This window comes from Haladaptatus sp. DYSN1 (assembly GCF_029489995.1).
Taxonomy (GTDB): domain Archaea; phylum Halobacteriota; class Halobacteria; order Halobacteriales; family Halococcaceae; genus QDMS2.
Genome location: NZ_CP120470.1, coordinates 1,652,259 through 1,672,158 on the forward strand (window position 1 = coordinate 1,652,259; position 19,900 = coordinate 1,672,158).

Genomic DNA, 19,900 nt, shown 5'->3' on the forward strand with positions numbered 1-19,900 from the left:
TATATACCAATCTCTCATAATTAATCTGTGCCATTGGATGGCAAATTCTTTAATCACAAGGGCTTATGTGAATGTATGGCCCACACAGACGCCGTGATTTCTCAATGACTAAGGACCTTGTCTGGCGAATCGCTGGAGGTTCGGGTGACGGGATCGACTCGACCAGCCAGAACTTCGCAAAGGCCCTGATGCGTGCAGGCCTGCACGTATTCACGCATCGCCACTACCCGTCGCGCATTCGCGGCGGCCACACGTACGTCGAAGTTCGCGCGAGCGCAGATCCCGTCAACTCGCGCGGTAACGGATACAACTTCCTGCTTGCCCTCGGTGACTCCTTCGCTCGCAACCCGAAGGAGAACGCCATCTACGGCAACGAGGAAATCAAGCCGCTCACCGAGAACTTAAACGAGCTCAACGAAGGCGGCATCATCGTCTACGACGAGGGGCTCGTGGACATCTCGGAAGTGCCGAACTTCGAGGAGCGCGTAGAAGAAAATAACTGGCACGTCTATCCGATGGACTTGCGCTCGCTCGCCCGCGAACACGGGCGCGAGGTCATGCGCAACACCGCCGGTGTCGGTGTCACCGCCGCACTCCTCGACATCGAACTCGAGTACATCGAGGAGCTCATGCGCACCGCCATGCGCGGCGACGTGCTCGAAGCCAACCTCGACATCCTCCAGGAAGCCTACGACATCGTCTCCGAAGAGGAGTTCACCCACGACCTTCGCGTCCCGACGGGCGACCACGACGAGGACCAGCTGCTCATCTCGGCGAGTGCGTGTATCGCGTACGCCGCACTCGACGAGGGCTGTCGGTTCATCTCGGGCTACCCGATGACGCCGTGGACCGAAGTGTTCACCATCATGTCCCAGAACCTGCCGAAATTCGGCGGCATCTCGGAGCAGGTGGAGGACGAAATCGCCGCCGCGGCTCTCGCCATCGGTGCCAGCCACGCTGGCGTCAAGGCAATGAGCGGGTCGTCCGGTGGCGGCTTCGCCCTGATGGGCGAGCCACTCGGCCTCGCGGAGATGACCGAGACGCCCGTCGTCCTCATCGAGGCGATGCGCGCCGGTCCATCCACGGGGATGCCAACCAAGCCGGAGCAATCCGACTTAGAGTCCATCCTGTACTCCAGTCAGGGTGACTCGAACCGCATCGTCTTCGCGCCCGGTAACGCCGCAGAGGCGTACGACCAGACGCGACAGGCGTTCCGCATCGCCTACGACTACCAGATTCCGTCCATCATCGTCATCGACCAGAAGATTTCCGGCGAGATGGTGAACGTGGACGAATCGTTCTTCGACCGCGAACCGAACCCATCGCTTGGCACCGTCCTCTCCGAAGAGGAAATCGCCGAGGCGGCCCACCACGAGTCGGGCAAGTTCAAACGCTTCCTCCACGACACGGAAAACGGCGTGAGCCCACGCACGATTCCGGGTCAGAAGGGCGGTCGATTCCTCGCTGCCGGTAACGAACACAGCGAGGAGGGTCACATCAGCGAAGACCCAGTCAACCGCATCAAGCAGATGGCCCGTCGGGCACAGAAGCTCGAAGCCATCCGCGACGACCTGGACTCCCAGGACGGGAGCCACCAGACCACGTTCGGTCCGGAAGACGCAGAGTACGGCATCATCACGTGGGGCTCCCAGCAGGGCGCCGTCATGGACGCCGTCTCCGAACTCAACGACGCCGGCCACTCGGTCAAGGGCCTCGGCGTGAGCGACCTGATGCCGTTCCCGAAGAAAGACCTCGCCGCGTTCTTAGAGAGCGTGGACAAGGCGATCGTCGTCGAGATGAACGCGACCGGCCAGTTCCGCGGCCTCGCCCGCAAGGAACTCGGCCTCTACGGCGAGAAGATGTCGAGCCTGCTGCGGTTCGACGGCAACCCGTTCATCCCGCGTAACATCGTCGAAGCGTTCGAAGAGACTATCGTCGAAGGTAAGGACGACGTTTCGAACGAACACACGAAGTTCCTTCCAGAAGCAGGTGTTACCCAATGAGTGCATTCAGCGCAATCGGTGAAGAGCGCGAGATAGACAGCAACGAGTTCACGCCCGGCATCGAACCACAGGCGACCTGGTGTCCAGGGTGCGGTGACTTCGGTGTCCTCAAGGCACTGAAACAGGCCATGCCCGACGTCGGGCGCACCCCAGATGAGGTGCTGATGGTTACTGGTATCGGCTGTTCCGGGAAGCTCTCCTCGTACTTCGAGAGCTACGGGTTCCACACCCTCCACGGCCGCAGTCTGCCCATCGCCCGCGCGGCGAAACTCGCGAACCCCGGCCTCGAAGTCATCGCCGCCGGCGGTGACGGTGACGGCTACGGGATTGGTGGCAACCACTTCATGCACACCGCCCGCGAGAACCACGACATGACCTACATCGTGTTCAACAACGAGATTTTCGGCCTCACGAAGGGCCAGACCTCGCCGACGAGCCCGAAGGGTCACAAGTCGAAGACCCAGCCATCCGGCAGCGCGAAGGACCCCGTCCGTCCACTGTCGCTGGCACTCGCCTCCGGTGCGTCCTACATCGCTCGCACCGCCGCGGTCAACCCGAACCAGGCGAAGGAAATCATCAAGGAAGCCATCGAGCACGACGGCTTCGCCCACATCGACTTCCTGACCCAGTGTCCGACGTGGAACAAGGACGCCCGGCAGTACGTCCCGTACGTGGACATCCAGGACTCTGACGACTACGACTTCGACACCCACGACCGCCGCGAAGCCGCGGACATGATGTTCGAAGCCGAGAACGCCCTCCACGAGGGCCAGGTCCTCACCGGTCGCTTCTACGTCGACGACGAGCGCCCATCCTACCAGCAAGAAAAGCAGGCCACCGGCGAGATGCCGGAGGAACCGCTCGCAGAGCGCTACTTCGACGAAGACTACCAGTGGGAGCGCGTCGCCGACTCGCTGCTCGACCGCCACAAGTAACTTTCCAACTCCATCACGGAGTTTTCTTTAACGGAAGATATTTTTTCGCGGACGGAAAACCTCCTGCCATGAGCGCGGAGTCTACGGCCAATCGCATTCTTGCGGTTCTGGAGCAGGACGCGCAGGCGTCGTACGCCGAAATCGCCGAGTTGGCGGGCGTCTCGAAGCCGACGGTCCGCAAGTACATCTCGAAACTCGAAGCAGAGGGCGTCATCGTGGGCTACTCCGCCGACGTGGACCCGAAGAAACTCACGAGTCAGACCATCGCCATCGTCGGCATCGAGGTGGCCTCAGAACGCTACGTCGAAGCGACCCGGGCGCTGAAGGAACTCGACGCCGTCGAGGAACTCTACTCGTCGAGTGGCGACCACATGCTGATGGCCGAGGTTCGTGCCTCCGACGGTGACTCGGTTGGCAAGGTCATCTCCGACGACATTCTCTCTATCGAAGGCGTTACCGCCGCGCACCCGTCGTTCCTGCAAGAGCGGTTGAAGTAATCCCGACGACTCCGCTTTCTTCGTCGTTCTCACCATCGGAGATTTACGTCTCACGAGCGTACTGTCAGCCATGCCCGTATTCGAGCGTGAAACGCGGATTCGCGCGCCCTTCGAGAAGGTGTGGGACTTTCACTCGCGAGTCGAGGGACTGGAGGCGGTCACGCCCGACTGGATGGACCTCACCATCGAATCGGTGACGGGACCGGACGGCGAGGCCGACCCCGAAATTCTCGACACCGGCACGCGCATCGAGATGTCGCTCCAGCCGTTCGGCATCGGTCCGAAACAACGCTGGACCTCCGTCATCACGAAGCGAAAGGAGGCAGACGGCGAGGCAATGTTCGAGGACATCATGGAGCGTGGGCCGTTCCCGCGGTGGGTCCACACCCACTCGTTTTCCCGCGACGGCGAGGAGACCATCCTCCACGACCGGGTCGAGTACGAACTCCCCGGCGGCGACCTCGGGAAGGCGGTCTCTCCCGCCTCGCGCATCGGGTTCGAACCGATGTTCGCTGGTCGCCACCGGGCGACGAAACGCGAACTGGAGTAAGCGACACCCACCGGCCACACCCTTTTGGTCGCGTCGTCCGTATGACACGCCATGACAGACGTAGCAATCGTCGGCGGTGGTCCGGCCGGACTGAGCGCCGCGCTGTTCACCGCGAAAAACGGCCTCGACACCATCGTTTTCGACACGGACAAGACCTCCCTGCACTACGCCCACCTGTTCAACTACCTCGGCATCAAGAGCATCGACGGCGACGAGTTCCTGCGCATCGGCCGCGAGCAAGTCTCGAAACAGGGCGCAGACCGCCGCGACGAGAAAGTGACCGCCGTCGAGCAAACGGACGACGGTTTTCAGGTCACGACCGGGGACGGAGAGTACGACGCGAGATACGTCGTCCTCGCGACGGGGCAGTCCCGCGACGTGGCGAAGGACCTCGACTGTGACATGAACGACGACAAAACCGTGGCCGTCGATGCGGACAACGAAACCTCCGTCGAGAACGTCTACGCCGCCGGATGGGCCGCCCGCAAGGACAAGATTCAGGCCGCGATTTCCGTCGGCGGTGGGGCGGCCGCCGCACTCGACATTCTCTCGAAAGAGCAGGGCAAGCCGTTCCACGATTTCGACACGCCCGAGGACGCTGAATAGTCACCCGCGCTGGAGCAGGATGACGCCCGAGAGAACGATCGCCCCGCCGACGACGGTCGTGAGCGTGACCACTTCGTCGAGGAGGAGCGCGCCGAGCGCGACGGTGAAGACGGGTTCGACGGTGCTCACGATGCTCGCCCGACTGGCCTGAATCCGCGAGAGACCGGCGAAGAAGGTGAAGATGGGGAGCGCCGTAGCGACGAGGCCGAGGCCGACGATGATGCTCCATTCTGTTACCCCCGACGGCACCGAGAGCGTGCCCTGCATCGTGCCGAGGACGGCGAGGCTCACCCCGGCAGCAGGCATGACGTGGGCGGTCAGTGTCGAGGACTCGACGTCCGCGAGCGTCGCCCGACTCACGGTGATGTAGGAGGCGTAGACGAGCGCGGCGAACAGGAGAATCCCCACTCCAACTGGGTCGGCGTTGGCCGGGTTCGCTCCCGTGATGAGCGCGACGCCGCCGAGGGCCAACCCGAGGGCGAGGATGGTTTTCCACGTTACGCGCTCGTCGAGGAAGGCCACCGACAGGAGCACGACGAACGCGGGGTAGGTGTAGAGGATGATGGCGACGAGGCCCGCGGACATGAACTCGAGCCCGAGGAAGTAGAGGCCGCTCATCGTGGCGTAGCCGACCGCGCCGAGGCCGAGGCCGACGAGCAAGTTTCGGCCACGAAGCGGGCGCAGCGACCCGGTGGTGAGCAGATACGCCCACGCGACGGCGGTGGCGATGACGAACCGAAAGACGAGCATCGTCGCGTTCGAGAGGCCGGCGTTCGCTCCGAGTTTCCCGAAGATGCCGAGCGTGCCGAATCCGACGGCTGAGACGAAAATCAGCCCCACGCCGAGACGGTCGGATTCCATACATTGGCACCCACGGGGAAGCTACAAAGATGAGTCGGTTCCCGAACCAATCCGCCGGGACCCATACACGTAAGTCGGGTCGGGCGCGAACCTTCGCTGTGGCTGACCTGTCAGGATTCGAGGCCCGCGTCCCGCCGATGGCCGCGCTCGCCGTCGCCATCGTCGCGGTGAGCACGAGCGCCATTCTCGTCCGCTGGAGCGACGCGCCGAGTCTCATCAAAGCGTTCTACCGGGTGCTGTTTACGATCCTCCTGCTCGCACCCGTGGCGGTTACGCGCTACCGGGCAGACCTTCGGGCCATCTCGGGGCGTGACCTCGGTTTCGCCTCGCTCTCGGGTATCGCCCTCGCGCTCCACTTCGCGACGTGGTTCGAGAGCCTGAACTGGACGAGCGTCGCCGCCTCCGTCACGCTCGTTCAGTCACAGCCTCTGTTCGTCGCGCTCGGCGCGTTCTTCCTGCTCTCAGAGCGCGTCACCCGCAGAACCGTCGCGGGCATCACCGTTGCCCTCACCGGAATGGCCGTCATGTCGCTCGGCGACTTCCTCACCGGGGGCGCGGTAACGGGAGCGAATCCACTGCTCGGAAACGCCCTCGCCGTCGTCGGAGCCATCACCGCCGCGGCCTACGTCCTCGCCGGGCGGTCGCTTCGCCAGCGCATCTCGCTCATCCCCTACGTCACCGTCGTCTACGTCGTCTGTGCGGTGGTCCTCCTCGTGCTCTCGCTCGCGGAGGGCGAACCGCTCACCGGGTACCCTACAGAGGAGTGGCTGCTGTTTCTCGGGATGGCTATCGGTCCCGGCATCTTCGGTCACACGGTCATCAACTGGGCGCTCGCGCACGTCGAATCGAGCGTCGTGAGCGTCTCGCTACTCGGCGAACCCGTGGGCAGCACGCTACTCGCGCTCGTGCTGCTCGCGGAAGTTCCGACGCCGCTCACCATCGCTGGCGGGGCTGTCGTCCTCGCCGGCATCTACGTCACGACGACAGCGCGGAACACCGAATGAGTCCATCGTTCGCTTCTTCGACCTCGATTGCGTAGCCGAAGGCGTCGAGGACTCGCCGGTTCGTTTCGAGGTGGGACGTGCGTCTGGGTGCGAGAAACTCTCCGCCCCCGAGCGCCAGCCAGACGAGCAGTTGGTCCGCGAGGAACGAATCGACGGTGGCCCCGGACTGGTGGAAGGCTCGAAAGGCGTTGACGGCGTCCGCAGCGACCTTCTCTGCGGGTTTTCCCTTCTCACCGAGCGCGTCGAACCCCACGAACGAGTGTTCGTAGGCGGCCCGAACGAGTATCGTGGAACCCGGGGACGCGCTCTCGACAGTGTTGACGGTTTCGCGGGCCACCTCGTGGCCGGCGGCGTCGAGCAGGCGACGCGCCTCCGTGGCCTGGCGCGCTGCGACGTCGGCGTTCGACAGATGGTTCGATTCGATGGAGGTGACCGCGAGCGATTCGAGATTGCCCCGAGTCCCCAGCGTGAGGGGCGTTATCTCCGACGGACGAAGTCGGAGGGTCGCTTCGCCGCCCCCGACTGGGTAAAAGCCGCTGCGGTCGACGGTGAGACGCGCATCGAGGCCGAATCGTGCGAGCAGGGGGAGTTTCACCTGCTCGTACCACGCCGCTGTCGGTGCCCACTTCACGTCGGTTCCGCCGGTTGCGGTGACTGTGAGCGGTTCTGTAAGTGTCGTCGCGAGCGGGAGGAGTGCGTCGAACAAGAGTGTCAGACTCCCCGCCGTGCCCACGTCCACGCTGACGTGACTGCCCGCGGGCGGCCCGGGGTCGAAGGTGAGTTCCTCAGTGCCGACGGCCACGTCGCTCACCGTGGCATCGCAAATTTCCGCGAGCGTCTCCACGACGGTCAGGTGTTGATTTCGAAGTCCGGGGTTCGGTCGTGCACCCCGGATGTTCGTCACCTCGACCGGCCGCCCGAAACAGGTGCTCAGGCTCAATGCTGTCCGGAGAATCTGACCGCCACCGTCACTGCCATCGACCGTGAGCATCTGGAACAGGTTCGTCTCCCTCGGGGATGGGTTTATGGGTCGGTGCGGGTGAACGGGACACAGAATCGAAATTCTTCGCTGGTTTCAGCCCCGAAACGACCTGGCTCACAGTCGTCTTTTTCTCCTCTCAGCGCGTTTTATCGTCCAGTCTGGGGGGACTACGGATGAAAGTAGCACTTATCGGAATCGGACAGGCAGGGGGAAAGGTCGTAGAAGCGCTCATCGACTACGAATTACAGTCGCGAGTGAACTTCATCGCCGCCGCCATCGCGGTGAACACAGCGCGGGCAGACTTGCTGGGACTCAGACACATCCCAGAGGAGAACCGCGTGCTCATCGGGCAGTACCACGTGAAGGGCCACGGCGTCGGCGCGGACAACGAACTCGGGACGACCGTCGCGTCTGAGGACATCGGCGAGGTGCTCGCGGCCATCGACGACATCGCGATGAACCACGTAGACGCGTTCTTTCTCGTCGCCGGACTCGGCGGTGGGACGGGCAGCGGGGGCGCACCGGTCATCGCCCGCGAACTGAAGCGTCTCTACACGGAACCGGTCTACGGCCTCGGCCTGCTGCCGAGTCCAGAGGAAGGTGGCATCTACACGCTGAACGCCGCGCGGTCGTTCCTCACGTTCGTCCGCGAGGTGGACAACCTCATCGTCTTCGACAACGACGCCTGGCGGAAAGGCGGAGAGAGTTTGCAGGGCGGGTACACCGAGATGAACCGCGAAATCGCGCGCCACATCGGCCTCCTGCTCAGTGCCGGCGAACCCGCCGAAGGAGAGGTCGCAGAGAGCGTCGTGGACGCGAGTGAACTCATCAACACGCTCGCCTCTGGCGGTGTCTCGACCATCGGGTATGCCTCGGCGGCGGTCGAACACCAGTCGCCTGGCTTGCTCGCGCGCTTCCGCAACGGCCACGCGGAGACGCCAGACGACAACGCGACCAATCGCGTCCTGTCGGTGGTGCGCCGGGCGACGCTCGGTCGGCTCAGCCTCCCGTGTAACGTAAAGAGTGCAGAACGGGCGCTCGTCGTCGTCGCGGGCCAGCCGCGGCACCTTGACCGCAAGGGCATTGAACGCGCCCGCAGGTGGCTCGAAGCCGAGACCGGAAGCATGGAGGTTCGCGGCGGGGACTATCCCATCGCGAAGACCGACCACCTCGGGGCCGTCGTCCTGCTCTCTGGGGTGTACGACGTGCCGCGCATCAAGGAACTCCAGCAGGTCGCCATCGAAGCCCAGCGCAACATCGCAGACCGCGCGGAACTTGCCCCGGGCGCACTCGCTGACCTGATAGACACGGACGAGTCGCTCGACCCGCTGTTCTGACCGCCGAAAATCCATTTTGCCGAGTTCAAACAAAATAGCCGCAGTTGGCGCCTAGTCGTCGCTCTCGCCGCGAGCTGTGACGCCGACGGCCTCGCTGTCGCGGGCCGGGTCCGCGATGCCGCGGTAGGCGTCTTCGAGAACCTCGATACAATTCACGTTCCCGAGGACCATCGACTCGTCGCGGAAGACGTGGCCGAGTGATTCGAGGTCCGCTTTCGCCTCCTGGGGGAAGTCTGGTTCCCAGTAAATTGGCGGGCATTCGTCGGTGTAGAACGCGGGTTCGTTGATGGCCTCGTACACCGAGAGGCCGTACTCGTAGTGGTGAAGAATCGTCTGGATGACCGAACAGATGATGGTCGAGCCACCCGGTGAGCCAACCGTCAGGTCCGGCTCGCCGTCGCGCATGACGACGGTCGGACTCATCGAGCTCATCGGGCGCTTGCCGGCTTCGACCTGATTCGGGCCGCCCGGAATCGCGTTGAAGTCCGTGAGTTCGTTGTTGAGCATGAAGCCGTACTCGGGCACCATCAGCCCCGTCCCGAAGAACTGCTCGATGGTGGTCGTGTAACTGACGAGGTTCCCTTCCGCGTCGGCAACGGTGAAGTGACTCGTCTGCCCGCCGGTACTCGACGCGGTTTCCTCCGCGGCGGGTTCGCCGTCACCCTCCTGATACGCCCACGGGTTGCCAGCTTCGACGCACTCGTCGGCCTCGTAATCTGCGAGCGTCGCGTCCATCGAGATGTTTGCGGCGCGTTCTTCGATGTAACCATCGGCGAGGAAGCCCTCACGCGGAACGTCCACGAACTCGGGATCGCCGACGTGGGCCTCGCGGTCCGCATAGGAGAGCCCCATTGCCTCTGCGAGGATGTGGTACTTCTCTGCGTCCCGGATGTCGTGTTCGCCGACGGCCCGCTCCTCTGCGATTTTCAGAATCTCGGAGACCATCAGGCCGCCCGAACTCGGCGGCGGCTGGGAGACCACTTCGAGGTCCTTGTACTCCGCGTGGGTCGGTTCGTCGAGCGTGACCTCGTATTCGGCCAGATCTTGGACAGTCATCGTGCCGCCGTTTTCCTGGACCGTCTGTGCGATTCCCTCGGCGATTTCACCCTCGAACACTGCTTCCGTGCCCTGGGTTTTGATGAGGCGAAGCGTCTCTGCGAGTTCCGGCTGGACGAGGAGGTCGCCCGCTTCGAGTGGGTCGCCACATTCGTCTGAGAACACCTCGCGGGCGGCGTCGTTGAGCTTCCACCAGTTGTTCGCGATTTCTTCTGCGAGCACCTCGCCAACCTCGACGCCGTTTTTCGCGAGGTTCATCGCGGGGGTGATGAGCTGGGCGAGCGGGCGCGTTCCGTGGAGGTCGAGCGCCTTCTGGAGGCCCATCGCGGTGCCGGGGACGCCGACGGCACGCCCGTGCGTGTGGCGGTCGTCGAACGGAATCGGCGCTCCGTCGTCGCCGAGGAACATGTCCGGTTCCGCCCCTGCAGGAGCGGCCTCACGGCTATCGACGAGCGTGAACTCGTCGTCGTCGGCTGAGTAAATTATCATGAAGCCACCGCCACCGATTCCGCAGGTCGGCGGGGCGGCGACGTTGAGCGCGTAGTGGGTCGCGACGGCCGCGTCGACGGCGTTGCCCCCGTCGTTCAGGACCTTCGCGCCAATCTCGGAGGCACGGGGGTGCAGCGAGGAGACCATGCCACCTGCCGCCTCGACGACGTTCCCGGAGACGTACTGGTCGCCGTCGCGTTCCGTGCCTTTCGCGACGTGGGTTCCCTCGGTGAGGCTGACCGCGCTGAGGCCAGCGGCGAGTGCCGTGTTTTTCAGGACGGTACGACGGGACAGTCCCGACTGGTCGGATCGACTACTTGGTTCGTTCTCGTCCGTCATGCCTACAGACCCACGTCTGTTAGTCCATTGACTTGAATCTAATTCGGCGAAATTTATTAAAAATAAACGCTATTCACGGGTCGATTTATGTAAACTATTCGGGGCCAGCCCCCGTACAGGGTGGGCGTGTGTGGTTGGTGGCGGGCACATTACTCTTCTGCTCGGTGACTCCAGACCATCTCGCGGAGATATTCGAGCGTGGTGTCCGGGCCGCCGTCGGCAGCAATGTCGGTATCTGTGACCAGCGGGACGATTGGTGCGCCGGTGTTCTCGCCGTCTGTGTACTGGGCGGGTGTCATGTTGCATCCTGTTCGAGACGGAAGATGCAGATAAAGTTAATGGTCGTTCATGTTAAATTCTGCATATCTGTATTAGGTGTATAATGATTAATCATCTGGCCATCACCACTCGGCCCCGATTCGGGAGCGAGCGTCCTCGTAGCCGGCGTTCGTCCGCCAGGATTCGGCCGTCTGGACGTGGGTGACGACAAGTTCGCTCCGACATGTCCCACACCGGTAGCGCGACGGTTTGGTCACCACCGCGGAGGCGCGGTGGCGCTCTGCTCGCCAATCACACCGGTCGTCCACACACGTGAGTACGAGCCGCCCGTCGGTGAAGGGTTCACACCTTCGCGGTGCATCCACCTCACCCGCTTTCGCGCGAAATCGCGGGCCGTGGCTCGATTCGCCAAACTGCTGGAACTCCCAGGCGTGGACGAGTTCGTGGCGAACGACGCCAGAAAACTGCTCCCAGCCGTAAGCCTCGAACGCCGCCCACGTCAATCGAATCGTCACCTCCCCGGTTTGCTCGTCGTACCGACACTGCCCAGCGCGACGCCGAGCGCGCGCTGAAATCTCCCACGACACCGTCTCCAACTCCACGTCGAGCGGAACCGTTTGTGCGTACGCACTCGCCCGCTCGAGGAGAGCCGATCGCGTGTGAATCTCGTCGGTCGGCATCGTCACTACGGCTGGTCTGTGAGTGTGTGTCGTACTAATTGCTCCGTTCCGCGCCGGAGTCGCTCAGAGGCGGCCTGGCTGGAGACGCCGAGTTCGCTCGCGAGGTCGGCGAGCGAGGTTTCCCGCGGAATCGAGAAGTAGCCGTTTTCGAGTGCGGTGACGAGTGCGTCCTCCTGACACTGGGTGAGTGAACGGGGCGTGTTCTGGTCGTCCGGGCGCGTCGTGAAGATGGTGAACAGTTCGACGCTCACGCCGCTTTCGAGCAACTGCCGCCTGAACCGCTTGAAATTCGCCCGACCGGGGAACTGAATCTTCACGTTCCAGCCGTCTACCGTCCCCGTCGCGTCGATGGGCACGGCATCGACCTCCGTGTAGGCCTGATACACCGTCGTCTCGTCTACGGTGTCGGCCAGTTCTACGCGATACAGACGCTCCGAGCCGTCCACGCCGAGGACGGCCGGGTTCTCCACAGTCGAGTCGGCGTCGAGGCCGTCGTCGAAGTCGTCGAAATCCCCGCCACTGGCCCAGAACAGGAATCTGATGCGCCCGTCGGGGAGCAATCGCTCCTCTTCATACGTGAGCGTGAACGCGGGATTCTCGGCGAGAGTCGCCGCGAGTATCGGTGTTTCGAGTTTACACTCGACCAGAATCATCGGTTCGCTATCCCGTTCCGGTGGGCTGGCTTTCCGGTCGGCAAGGTGCTGTCGTCCCGTGACGGCCCACATTGGATTTCGACAGACCTCCCCCACGCATCACCCCGAGCACGCGCACGTTCGCACTCGGCCTCTAAAAGCATACTCGAATGACACGAACGGGCCATTGATAACTGTTTTCGAACGCACTGCGAGCAGCGGAAAACGTCATCCATCGTGGTGGCCTTGAACTGTCATCCGCTACGGTGGCTGGCTTGCTCGGCGAACGAGTGGCGAACGAGTCGTTCGATTCCGCGCCGGAGTCGTTCAGAGGTGGCTTGACTGGAGACGCCGAGTTCACTCGCGAGGTCGGCAAGCGAGGTGTTCCGCGGTATTTCGAAATACCCCATGTCGTAAGCTGCGACCAGTGCATCTTGTTGGCATTCGGTGAGGTCGTAGATTGGGTCTCCCGACGACGATTCGGTCTGGTTGTAGATGGTGTAGAGGTCGACTTCGACGCCCACGTCGTCACAGCGTTGTCGAAACTCCTTGAACGTCGCGTGGTCTGGAAACCGCATCTGGAGGAACCACCCGTCTCGGGTTCCTTTCCCTTCGAGGAGGACTGCGTCGAGTTCTACGTAAGCCTGGTGGACGGTCGTCGCCTTCCCTTCCTCCGTGAGTTCGACGCGGTAGAGGCGTTTGTCCTCGACTTCGTGTAACACCGACGGTGCCTTGACCGTCGGGTCGTCGGCGAGAGCCGTCTCGAAGGTGTCGAAATCTTCAGTACAGGCCCAAAAGAGGAACCGGACCACGCCGGACGGGAGGGCGCGTTTTTCTTCGACGGTGACCACCACATCTGTCCTGGCCGTGAGGGCCGCCTGCAAGACTGGCGTGTCCAGTTGTACCTCGACGAAGATCACCGCCCCCGCCTCCTCGCGACCGCCGAATGACGCACCGAATCGGCATATATGATTACAGCTGGGCGTCGTTCGTGTGTCCGGTTCGGTTGACACGCTCGCAAGTTCATTCGTTACGTATGGCTGTTGAGAATCGGTAAATAACTACTGTTCACGCCAACCTTCTCAGCTATCGACAGTTCAATCCCCGAGTTTCGTGACTACACGAAACTTCGGAACGAAGGAAACTCCGCCAGACACTCGAACGGTAGGCGTCACGCAACTCGTTTCGGCCTGACGACTCAGGGAGGGTTCTGATCCCTGTTTGTCAGTAACTGGTAACGAAAAAATCAGGCGTTAGCCGCGATTATCACGGCTTCGTCTGTCTGAATCCATGCTTCCGGGTTCGTTCGGTCGTAGATCACGATCTCGCCCGTTGCGAGTTCGAGTTGTGCGTACTCGAGGTAGTCGTCGGTGGGGGGTTCGTCCCGACGCTTCGGATCTGATGTGGGGGTCATTTGGGGTAGGTAGCGATGTGTTTTGGTACGCTACATACCACGGTACCAACCCACGAGTCATAACCCTTGCTACAATGTGTCATACTATTGTCTGACAAAAATGATACCAGTCGTCTCAGCTGATAGGGGGTGCGTTATTCGGCGAGTCCGACGGCGTTGATGTGGGCTTCGAGGTCTGCTTCGGTCTCGAATTCCCGGCCACAGGCCTCGCACGTATGCGTGGATTCGGCGGTGTCCATACGTCTGAATACTCGCTACGAGAGCCGTAAACCTTGTCGCCGCTGTGGTGTGACGCATACTCAAGCCGCTCGCAGGTGAAGGTTGGGCATGGACTTTCCACCGACGAAGGGCAGGTTGTGCTCCGCAAGTGAGTTACTCCCGGTAATCCGGTAGTCGCGGGTAACCTTTTATCGGCGGGCGTTGTACTGCCGTCATGGACGACGGTACGGAACCGCTCGAAATCCCGTGTGTGGGCGAGGATTGGTGTCCCATCACCTCGACGGCGACGATTCTCGGGAAGAAGTGGCATCCCGTCATCATCCACCGCCTGCTGAAACACGGGCCTTCGGGGTTCAACGCGCTCAAAGCGGCCGTAGACGGCATCTCCTCGAAGGTGCTCTCCGATAGCCTCGAAAACTTAGAGGAATTCGGCCTGGTCAACCGGGCAGTCGTGAGCGAGAAACCGTTCCGCGTCGAGTACTCGCTCACTGCCCGCGGCAAATCTCTCGAACCGCTCATCATGGCGATGCACGACTGGGGCCAGGAACACCTCATGCCACCGGCCGAAGAGTCCGCCTGAGCGGCCGATTTTCGGCCCACGTCGCAGTTGATTCGAATATCCGGACGACCCCTGTAACCCCAACGCATTGCCGGGTTGTGCGTCTCATCATTATTCGTCCAAAAAACACGTGCACACGGACTGAGAGCGTTCCTTTTGCTAACTATTTTTCTGATAGTCCGCAAAGTGGAAACATCTATATACTCTCTCAATAATCTCACAGTATGCTCTCAAGAACCTCGATGCGCGACGAGGTTGCGCTCACAGAGCGCGTTCACGAACTGCGAATCGGCCACGACAGCCCGATTCGCATCAGTAGTGGGCACCGCTTGCTGCACCACGACGGCAAGTGTGCTCGCCCGCACGGCCACAACTACGAGATTTCGGTCACGATTCGCGGCAACCTGACGAACGAGGGATGGGTCGTCGACAAGGGCGACGTCACTGACGTCATCGACGACTGGGACCACCGATTCCTGCTCCAGGAGGGCGACCCGCTTATCGAGGCGTTCGAGGCCGCCGGTGACGGCGACGCGCTCGTCGTCCTCGAACACCCGCCGACTGCCGAAGTCATGGGCATCATCTTAGAACAGCGGTTGCTCGCCGAACTCCCCGATAACGTCGAAGCCGTCTCGGTGATGGTTCGCGAAACGAGCGAACTCTGTGGCGTGACCTGCTAATGCCGGTCAACGCCGAAGGAACAGTGAGTGAGCGACCGGCAGACAGGGAGGCTCTGCCCATCAACGAACTGTTCTACTCGCTGCAGGGCGAGGGTGTCCTCGCTGGCGTCCCGTCCGTGTTCGTTCGCACGAGCGGCTGTAACCTGCGATGCTGGTTCTGCGACTCGTATCACACTTCGTGGGAACCGAAACACGCGTGGATGACCGTAGACGACATCGTGGCGGCCGTCGCCGAGTACGAGCAAGCCGAACACGTCGTGCTCACGGGTGGTGAACCGCTCATCCACGACGATTCGGTGGCACTGCTCGAACGACTTGCAGATGCAAGCTATCACACCACCGTCGAAACCAACGGAACCATCTTCCGTGACGCCCCTATCGACCTCGCGAGCGTGAGCCCCAAACTCGCATCCAGCACCCCAACGCCCGAACGCGACCCGAAGGGTCAGGGCGAATGGGAAGCGCGACACGAACGTGCTCGCATCGACGTCGACGTCCTCGCGCAGTTCGTCGATGCCTACGATACGCAACTCAAGTTCGTCGTCACCGGCCCCGACGACATGCCCGAGGTGGCGGACATCGTCTCGCGTATCCGGGCGAAGGCCGCGACGCCCCTCCACGACCACGACGTGTTGCTCATGCCAGAAGGGCAAACCCGTGAGGCTTTAGACGAGACGCGCATACGAACGGCTGACCTGGCGATGGAGTACGGTTTTCGCTACACCCCCCGACTCCACGTCGACCTCTGGAACGACGCTCCCGGCACCTGAAATGACTGACGCTACCCTCATTCACGACGACGAATCGACGTACGACCACGAGAAGGCAAAACGGGCGGTTCGAATGCTGCTGGAAGCCGTCGGCACGGACCCCGACCGCGATGGCCTCGTCGAGACGTGGGAACGGCGCGTCCCAGACGCATTTCGCACGTTGACAGAGGGCTTTCGTGAGACGGAGAAACCTACCATGCGAACCTTCCCCGCCGAAGGCTCGGGGCTCGTCATCAAGACGAGCATCCCGGTCTACAGCATGTGCGAACACCACTTGCTGCCCTTCTACGGTATCGCGCACGTCGCTTACCGTCCGGGTGACGAGGTGGTGGGGCTCTCGAAACTCACGCGCTACGTCCGCTGGCAGTCTCGTAAACTCTCCATGCAAGAGCGACTGACCCGGGAAATCGCCGAAGGACTCGCAGACGAACTTGACGCTGAGGCCGTGATGGTCGAGATTGCTGCGACCCACATGTGCGAGGCGATGCGCGGCGTCGAAACCGAGACGGAAACGCGAACGACCGTCACCGTCGGTGAACCGACCGCAGAAGAGCGCACGCAGTTCAGGAGCGCCACAGACCGTGCGGAGGCGGAGCGATGAGCGACGAACGAGCGGTCGTCCTCGTCTCTGGTGGGATGGACAGCGCCACCGCCGCCGCCGAGGCGAGCGACCGCGGCTACGACCTCTACTTTCTGCACACCTCCTACGGCCAGCGCACCGAAGGCAAGGAGTACGAGTGCGCTCGACAGCTCGCCGAGGATTTCGAGGCGAACGACTTCCTGCACATCGAAACCAGCCATCTCGCCCAGATTGGGGCGTCCGCGCTCACCGACGACAGCATCGACGTGGCCGCCGCTGACTTAGACAGCGAGGAGATTCCGGACACCTACGTTCCGTTTCGAAACGCGAACTTGCTCGCGATGGCCGTCTCCTACGCAGAGGCAAAAGAGTGTGACGCCGTGTTCATCGGCGCACACAGCGAGGACTACTCCGGCTATCCGGACTGTCGCCCCGAGTTTTTCGAGGCATTTCAGGCCGTGGCCGACCTGGGGACGAAACCGGAGACGGAAATTTCATTGGAAGCGCCGTTCGTCGACTGGTCGAAGACGGAAATCGCCGCTCACGGCGTCTCCCTCGACGTGCCGTTCGAGCACACGTGGAGTTGTTACTCCGAGGAAGCGCCCGCGTGCGGCGTGTGTGATGCCTGTGCCATCCGGCTCAGAGCGTTCGAAGACATCGGCGTCACAGACCCCATCGACTACGCGAAGCGGCCGTCGTATCGCGACTCGTCAAAAGCATAGTACACGGATGGGTGGGTCTGGGATTCCGTGTGACTTGCTGATTGGTGGTGACATACTGCCCGGGTTGGACTGTCTGACAGGCGACGAGTGAGAACCCTTTCTGGGGGGCATTGACTACTCGTCTTCGGTGCGCGTCGAAGGGTGGTCCAAGGCACTCAGACCTGTTGACCACGAATCCGTGCAGCCTCTGCGATTCCAGCATTCGCGGAGCACTCCGGACAGGCGAGTATCCGACCCTGTGCGTCCGAGAATACCTGGGCGAATCGTTTCGAGACGTGTGCGTTGCAGTTCGTGCAGGTTGGCATTGTTTTAGTGAGGTGATTGCATCGAATCGCTTCGTGCCTCGCACCTACATAAATGGACGCCAGTTAGTGACTAATTCTCATTCCCTCACTAGTGGGGGTTCCGCTGGCCGCTCGAACAACTCCGCACAGAGTTTCCGTTCCGCGGCGCGCAGGTGTTCGTGGAACGTCGAACGTGAGACGCCCATCGTCGCCGCCAGGTCGTCGCCATTCACGGGCCGTGGCCAGTCGAAGAAGCCGGCGACGTACGCACGCTGGAGCGTCGAAAGCTGGCGTTCGGTAAGTCGTTCTCGCAGCGCCATGACGAACTCCTGTTTCGTCGTCGGTCGCCGGTCGTGTTCGCGGTAGCTTACGAGTTCGGTACCGGGATACTCCTTTTTCACGAGTTCGACGAGCTGGCGGACGTTCGCCTCCTGAGGGAGCTCGATTTTCATGCGCCCGACCCGGTCGTGTGCGGTGATTGCCTGCGTCTTCGCGCCGTAGTTCGCGAGGTCGGTCACGATAGACTCTCTCGCGAGCGTGAGTTCGAAGAGGCTCTCGTCGTCGCCCGTCGCGACCAGTTGTACGTTCGCGATCTCGCCACATTCGCGTGCGGCCGCCTCGACCACCTCCGGGTCTGCTCCTGTCGCAGTGAAAAACAGTACCAGCGAATCGTCCGGTTGGTACATCGCCTGTTTGAATTCGAGTTCGGCACCGGTCTTCGAGGCGATATCGACGAAGAACAGCGCGGTCGATTCGAACTCCAGTTCGACTTCGACGATGTTGTCTGCGGTGATTATCTTCTTGCTCTCGAGCGAGTTGATGCCGCTCGCGACGGCGCGTCCCACCGATTCGAGGATGACGCGCTCGCGGCTGTTGAACACGTCTTCGCGGTCGGCACACACCGTGAGCACGCCGTAGGTCACGTCTTCGTACACGAGTGGGACGGCCGCGACCTCGACGACGCGCTTCGGGTAGCCCCGCCCGAAGCCGCGAACACCGACACGCGCTGTCTGCATGGTTCCGGTCTTCACCGCCCGGGCGACGGGATTGTTCGCCGAATCGGGGTCCGAGAGGCTCACGCCGATGTCGCCCACCGAGACGAGCGCCTCGCCGGACCACTGCGTCGGGACGACTTCGTTCGCGGCCACGTCCACCTCGCCGACCCACGCGTAGACGTAGGGGTCTGCGTTTGCCAACTGCGTGCACACCGTCTCCTCTATCTCCTCTCTATTCACCGACCGGACGAGCGTCTGGGTCACGTCCTGGATGAGCCCCTGAATCCGGTCGAGCAGGTAGGCCAATTGCTCGCGTTCTTCGGCCAGTGCGAGTTCCGCCTCCTTGCGGGCGGTCACGTCGTTCTGGAAGCCCACGAAGTGACGAACCTCACCGTCTGCGTCGCGAATCGGCGCGATGTTCACGCGATTCCAGAACATCTCGCCGTCCTTTCGGTAATTTTTCACCACGACGGCGACCTCCTCTTCCGCGGCGATTGCCTGGCGCATGGCGGTGACCGCGGCGGGGTCCGAGTCCTCGCCCTGTAAGAATCGGCAGTTTCGGCCAATAATTTCCGTCTCGGTGTAGCCCGTCATCTCCACGAACGAGTCGTTCACGTAGGTGAGCGGGTTGTCAGGCTGTGTCGCATCTGAGATGGCGATACCCACGGGTGCTTCGTTCATCGCCCGCTGTTTCAGCCTGAGTTCGTCAACCGGTGTTTCGAGCCGCGACCGGTGGGCCCGCACCGCGGCCAACACGTCTGCGGTCAACTCGTCTGCGTCGGTCTCCGCGACGAGTCGGTAGAAGGTGATTCCGAGTGCGGTGACTTTGCTCGCCAGCGCCTCGCTCGCGCCGTGAGAGTAGACGATGAGCGGGAGGTCCAGGTCGAATTCGTTTACCGTCTGGACGACCGATTTTGCGTCGCCTGCGTCGAACGTCGCCTCCGTCACGACACAGTCGATTTCGGGGGAAAGTGCCGACGCAACGTCTGCTACGCTGGACACGACGGTCGCGTTCACGCCTGCCCGGCCGAACGCCGCCGTGACCGTGTCCGCAGAATCTCCGTGCCCGACGTAGAGCACGTCTATCTGTGGACTATCCTGAGTACCCATGGTCCACACTACGTTGCCGTCGTGCAAATAGGTGTGCCACCGTCGGGGTCAGACGAACTGCTGGTAGGCCATCGCCAGGAAGAGCCAGTAGCCGATGACGACGAACAACACGAGGAGGATGATGCCGACGTCTTCTAAGATGTGGTTCATACCGGACAGTCGCAAAAAGCCACGATAGTTATCTGCCACCTGCCAGGTTGTACGCCCGTCTTTCCGAATCGTTACTCGGGGCTTACACGCACCCCGTCGCTCGGTTCTTCGACTCAGGGCGTGAGGCTCACGTACAGCAGGCTCAGCGCGATTGCCATCGCCAGTGC

At 62.2% G+C, this 19,900-nt stretch carries 21 protein-coding genes; 12 read left to right on the plus strand and 9 right to left on the minus strand.

Features of this window, described 5'->3' with window-relative positions:
• The first annotated feature begins 104 nt into the window (after positions 1-104).
• From P0648_RS08840 to P0648_RS08860, 5 genes are all read left to right on the plus strand, one after another.
• Positions 105-2,003: a 2-oxoacid:acceptor oxidoreductase subunit alpha gene (locus P0648_RS08840; protein WP_277503608.1), complete on the plus strand. Its 1,899-nt coding sequence runs from the start codon at positions 105-107 to the stop codon at positions 2,001-2,003.
• Positions 2,000-2,938, plus strand: coding sequence for a thiamine pyrophosphate-dependent enzyme (locus P0648_RS08845; protein ID WP_276247637.1), 939 nt, complete (start codon positions 2,000-2,002; stop codon positions 2,936-2,938). The genes P0648_RS08840 and P0648_RS08845 overlap by 4 nt, the downstream gene beginning before the upstream one ends.
• Before the next feature lie 68 nt (positions 2,939-3,006).
• On the plus strand, positions 3,007-3,435 hold the full coding sequence (lrpA1, locus tag P0648_RS08850) for an HTH-type transcriptional regulator LrpA1 (protein WP_276247636.1): 429 nt from the start codon (positions 3,007-3,009) through the stop codon (positions 3,433-3,435).
• 70 nt (positions 3,436-3,505) lie between these two features.
• Positions 3,506-3,985, plus strand: a complete 480-nt coding sequence (locus tag P0648_RS08855; RefSeq protein WP_277503609.1) for an SRPBCC family protein — start codon at positions 3,506-3,508, stop codon at positions 3,983-3,985.
• Between the two features lie 51 nt (positions 3,986-4,036).
• Positions 4,037-4,591, plus strand: coding sequence for an NAD(P)/FAD-dependent oxidoreductase (locus P0648_RS08860; RefSeq protein WP_276247634.1), 555 nt, complete (start codon positions 4,037-4,039; stop codon positions 4,589-4,591).
• Here the strand turns inward: P0648_RS08860 and P0648_RS08865 are convergent, their stop codons facing one another.
• Positions 4,592-5,452, minus strand: a complete 861-nt coding sequence (locus P0648_RS08865; protein WP_277503612.1) for a DMT family transporter — start codon at positions 5,450-5,452, stop codon at positions 4,592-4,594.
• A gap of 137 nt (positions 5,453-5,589) precedes the next feature.
• Between P0648_RS08865 and P0648_RS08870 the strand changes: the two genes are divergently transcribed.
• Entirely contained in the window at positions 5,590-6,456 is an 867-nt protein-coding gene (locus P0648_RS08870) for a DMT family transporter (RefSeq protein ID WP_276248483.1), read from the plus strand.
• Here P0648_RS08870 and rtcA read toward each other — a convergent pair.
• The gene (rtcA, locus tag P0648_RS08875; RefSeq protein WP_277503614.1) at positions 6,428-7,447 is read right to left on the minus strand and encodes an RNA 3'-terminal phosphate cyclase; all 1,020 of its coding nucleotides are present in this window, start codon (positions 7,445-7,447) and stop codon (positions 6,428-6,430) included. The two genes, P0648_RS08870 and rtcA, sit on opposite strands and share 29 nt — an antisense overlap.
• 164 nt (positions 7,448-7,611) lie before the next feature.
• Between rtcA and P0648_RS08880 the strand changes: the two genes are divergently transcribed.
• The gene (locus P0648_RS08880; protein ID WP_277503616.1) at positions 7,612-8,775 is read left to right on the plus strand and encodes a tubulin/FtsZ family protein; all 1,164 of its coding nucleotides are present in this window, start codon (positions 7,612-7,614) and stop codon (positions 8,773-8,775) included.
• 51 nt (positions 8,776-8,826) lie between these two features.
• On the opposite strand, the gene ggt is transcribed toward P0648_RS08880, so the two are convergent.
• The 6 genes from ggt to P0648_RS08910 form a co-directional block, all read right to left on the minus strand.
• Positions 8,827-10,659 carry a gamma-glutamyltransferase gene (gene ggt / locus P0648_RS08885; RefSeq protein ID WP_277503617.1) on the minus strand — a complete coding sequence of 611 codons (1,833 nt, stop codon included), beginning with the start codon at positions 10,657-10,659 and terminating at the stop codon, positions 8,827-8,829.
• 149 nt (positions 10,660-10,808) lie between these two features.
• Positions 10,809-10,958, minus strand: a complete 150-nt coding sequence (locus P0648_RS08890) for a hypothetical protein (RefSeq protein WP_276247629.1) — start codon at positions 10,956-10,958, stop codon at positions 10,809-10,811.
• A 102-nt stretch (positions 10,959-11,060) separates the two neighbouring features.
• Positions 11,061-11,618: a SprT-like domain-containing protein gene (locus tag P0648_RS08895; RefSeq protein WP_277505869.1), complete on the minus strand. Its 558-nt coding sequence runs from the start codon at positions 11,616-11,618 to the stop codon at positions 11,061-11,063.
• 5 nt (positions 11,619-11,623) lie between these two features.
• Complete coding sequence (locus P0648_RS08900; protein ID WP_277503620.1) at positions 11,624-12,343, minus strand: helix-turn-helix domain-containing protein; 720 nt, start codon at positions 12,341-12,343, stop codon at positions 11,624-11,626.
• Between the two features lie 161 nt (positions 12,344-12,504).
• On the minus strand, positions 12,505-13,170 hold the full coding sequence (locus tag P0648_RS08905) for a helix-turn-helix domain-containing protein (protein ID WP_277503621.1): 666 nt from the start codon (positions 13,168-13,170) through the stop codon (positions 12,505-12,507).
• Positions 13,171-13,496: 326 nt separating this feature from the next.
• The gene (locus P0648_RS08910; RefSeq protein ID WP_276247626.1) at positions 13,497-13,664 is read right to left on the minus strand and encodes a hypothetical protein; all 168 of its coding nucleotides are present in this window, start codon (positions 13,662-13,664) and stop codon (positions 13,497-13,499) included.
• 433 nt (positions 13,665-14,097) lie between these two features.
• Here P0648_RS08910 and P0648_RS08920 point away from each other — a divergent pair, with 433 nt between their 5' ends.
• The 5 genes from P0648_RS08920 (at position 14,098) to queC (ending at position 17,194) form a co-directional block, all read left to right on the plus strand.
• The gene (locus tag P0648_RS08920; RefSeq protein WP_276247624.1) at positions 14,098-14,463 is read left to right on the plus strand and encodes a helix-turn-helix domain-containing protein; all 366 of its coding nucleotides are present in this window, start codon (positions 14,098-14,100) and stop codon (positions 14,461-14,463) included.
• Between the two features lie 203 nt (positions 14,464-14,666).
• Positions 14,667-15,122, plus strand: coding sequence for a 6-pyruvoyl tetrahydropterin synthase family protein (locus tag P0648_RS08925; RefSeq protein WP_276247623.1), 456 nt, complete (start codon positions 14,667-14,669; stop codon positions 15,120-15,122).
• A complete protein-coding gene (locus P0648_RS08930; RefSeq protein WP_276247622.1) occupies positions 15,122-15,892 on the plus strand; it encodes a 7-carboxy-7-deazaguanine synthase QueE in 771 nt (256 codons plus the stop codon). Before P0648_RS08925 ends, P0648_RS08930 begins: the two co-directional genes overlap by 1 nt.
• Before the next feature lies 1 nt (position 15,893).
• Positions 15,894-16,493 (plus strand): GTP cyclohydrolase I, encoded by a 600-nt coding sequence (gene folE / locus P0648_RS08935; protein ID WP_276247621.1) that lies wholly within the window; start codon positions 15,894-15,896, stop codon positions 16,491-16,493.
• Complete coding sequence (gene queC, locus P0648_RS08940) at positions 16,490-17,194, plus strand: 7-cyano-7-deazaguanine synthase QueC (RefSeq protein WP_277503626.1); 705 nt, start codon at positions 16,490-16,492, stop codon at positions 17,192-17,194. Before folE ends, queC begins: the two co-directional genes overlap by 4 nt.
• Positions 17,195-17,576: 382 nt before the next feature.
• Here queC and P0648_RS08945 read toward each other — a convergent pair whose 3' ends face one another.
• Positions 17,577-19,583, minus strand: coding sequence for a bacterio-opsin activator domain-containing protein (locus P0648_RS08945; RefSeq protein ID WP_276274970.1), 2,007 nt, complete (start codon positions 19,581-19,583; stop codon positions 17,577-17,579).
• Positions 19,584-19,900 lie beyond the last annotated feature (317 nt).

Excerpts from the sequence above, each read along its gene's own strand:
- P0648_RS08880 (WP_277503616.1), top strand. The coding sequence starts at position 7,612 with ATGAAAGTAGCACTTATCGGAATCGGACAGGCAGGGGGAAAGGTCGTA.
- P0648_RS08910 (WP_276247626.1), bottom strand. The coding sequence starts at position 13,664 with ATGACCCCCACATCAGATCCGAAGCGTCGGGACGAACCCCCCACCGAC.
- P0648_RS08860 (WP_276247634.1), top strand. The coding sequence starts at position 4,037 with ATGACAGACGTAGCAATCGTCGGCGGTGGTCCGGCCGGACTGAGCGCC.
- P0648_RS08890 (WP_276247629.1), bottom strand. The coding sequence starts at position 10,958 with ATGACACCCGCCCAGTACACAGACGGCGAGAACACCGGCGCACCAATC.
- P0648_RS08855 (WP_277503609.1), top strand. The coding sequence starts at position 3,506 with ATGCCCGTATTCGAGCGTGAAACGCGGATTCGCGCGCCCTTCGAGAAG.
- P0648_RS08945 (WP_276274970.1), bottom strand. The coding sequence starts at position 19,583 with ATGGGTACTCAGGATAGTCCACAGATAGACGTGCTCTACGTCGGGCAC.
- P0648_RS08865 (WP_277503612.1), bottom strand. The coding sequence starts at position 5,452 with ATGGAATCCGACCGTCTCGGCGTGGGGCTGATTTTCGTCTCAGCCGTC.
- ggt (WP_277503617.1), bottom strand. The coding sequence starts at position 10,659 with ATGACGGACGAGAACGAACCAAGTAGTCGATCCGACCAGTCGGGACTG.
- P0648_RS08895 (WP_277505869.1), bottom strand. The coding sequence starts at position 11,618 with ATGCCGACCGACGAGATTCACACGCGATCGGCTCTCCTCGAGCGGGCG.
- P0648_RS08925 (WP_276247623.1), top strand. The coding sequence starts at position 14,667 with ATGCTCTCAAGAACCTCGATGCGCGACGAGGTTGCGCTCACAGAGCGC.
- queC (WP_277503626.1), top strand. The coding sequence starts at position 16,490 with ATGAGCGACGAACGAGCGGTCGTCCTCGTCTCTGGTGGGATGGACAGC.
- P0648_RS08840 (WP_277503608.1), top strand. The coding sequence starts at position 105 with ATGACTAAGGACCTTGTCTGGCGAATCGCTGGAGGTTCGGGTGACGGG.
- rtcA (WP_277503614.1), bottom strand. The coding sequence starts at position 7,447 with ATGCTCACGGTCGATGGCAGTGACGGTGGCGGTCAGATTCTCCGGACA.
- P0648_RS08920 (WP_276247624.1), top strand. The coding sequence starts at position 14,098 with ATGGACGACGGTACGGAACCGCTCGAAATCCCGTGTGTGGGCGAGGAT.
- P0648_RS08870 (WP_276248483.1), top strand. The coding sequence starts at position 5,590 with ATGGCCGCGCTCGCCGTCGCCATCGTCGCGGTGAGCACGAGCGCCATT.
- lrpA1 (WP_276247636.1), top strand. The coding sequence starts at position 3,007 with ATGAGCGCGGAGTCTACGGCCAATCGCATTCTTGCGGTTCTGGAGCAG.
- P0648_RS08900 (WP_277503620.1), bottom strand. The coding sequence starts at position 12,343 with ATGTGGGCCGTCACGGGACGACAGCACCTTGCCGACCGGAAAGCCAGC.
- folE (WP_276247621.1), top strand. The coding sequence starts at position 15,894 with ATGACTGACGCTACCCTCATTCACGACGACGAATCGACGTACGACCAC.
- P0648_RS08930 (WP_276247622.1), top strand. The coding sequence starts at position 15,122 with ATGCCGGTCAACGCCGAAGGAACAGTGAGTGAGCGACCGGCAGACAGG.
- P0648_RS08845 (WP_276247637.1), top strand. The coding sequence starts at position 2,000 with ATGAGTGCATTCAGCGCAATCGGTGAAGAGCGCGAGATAGACAGCAAC.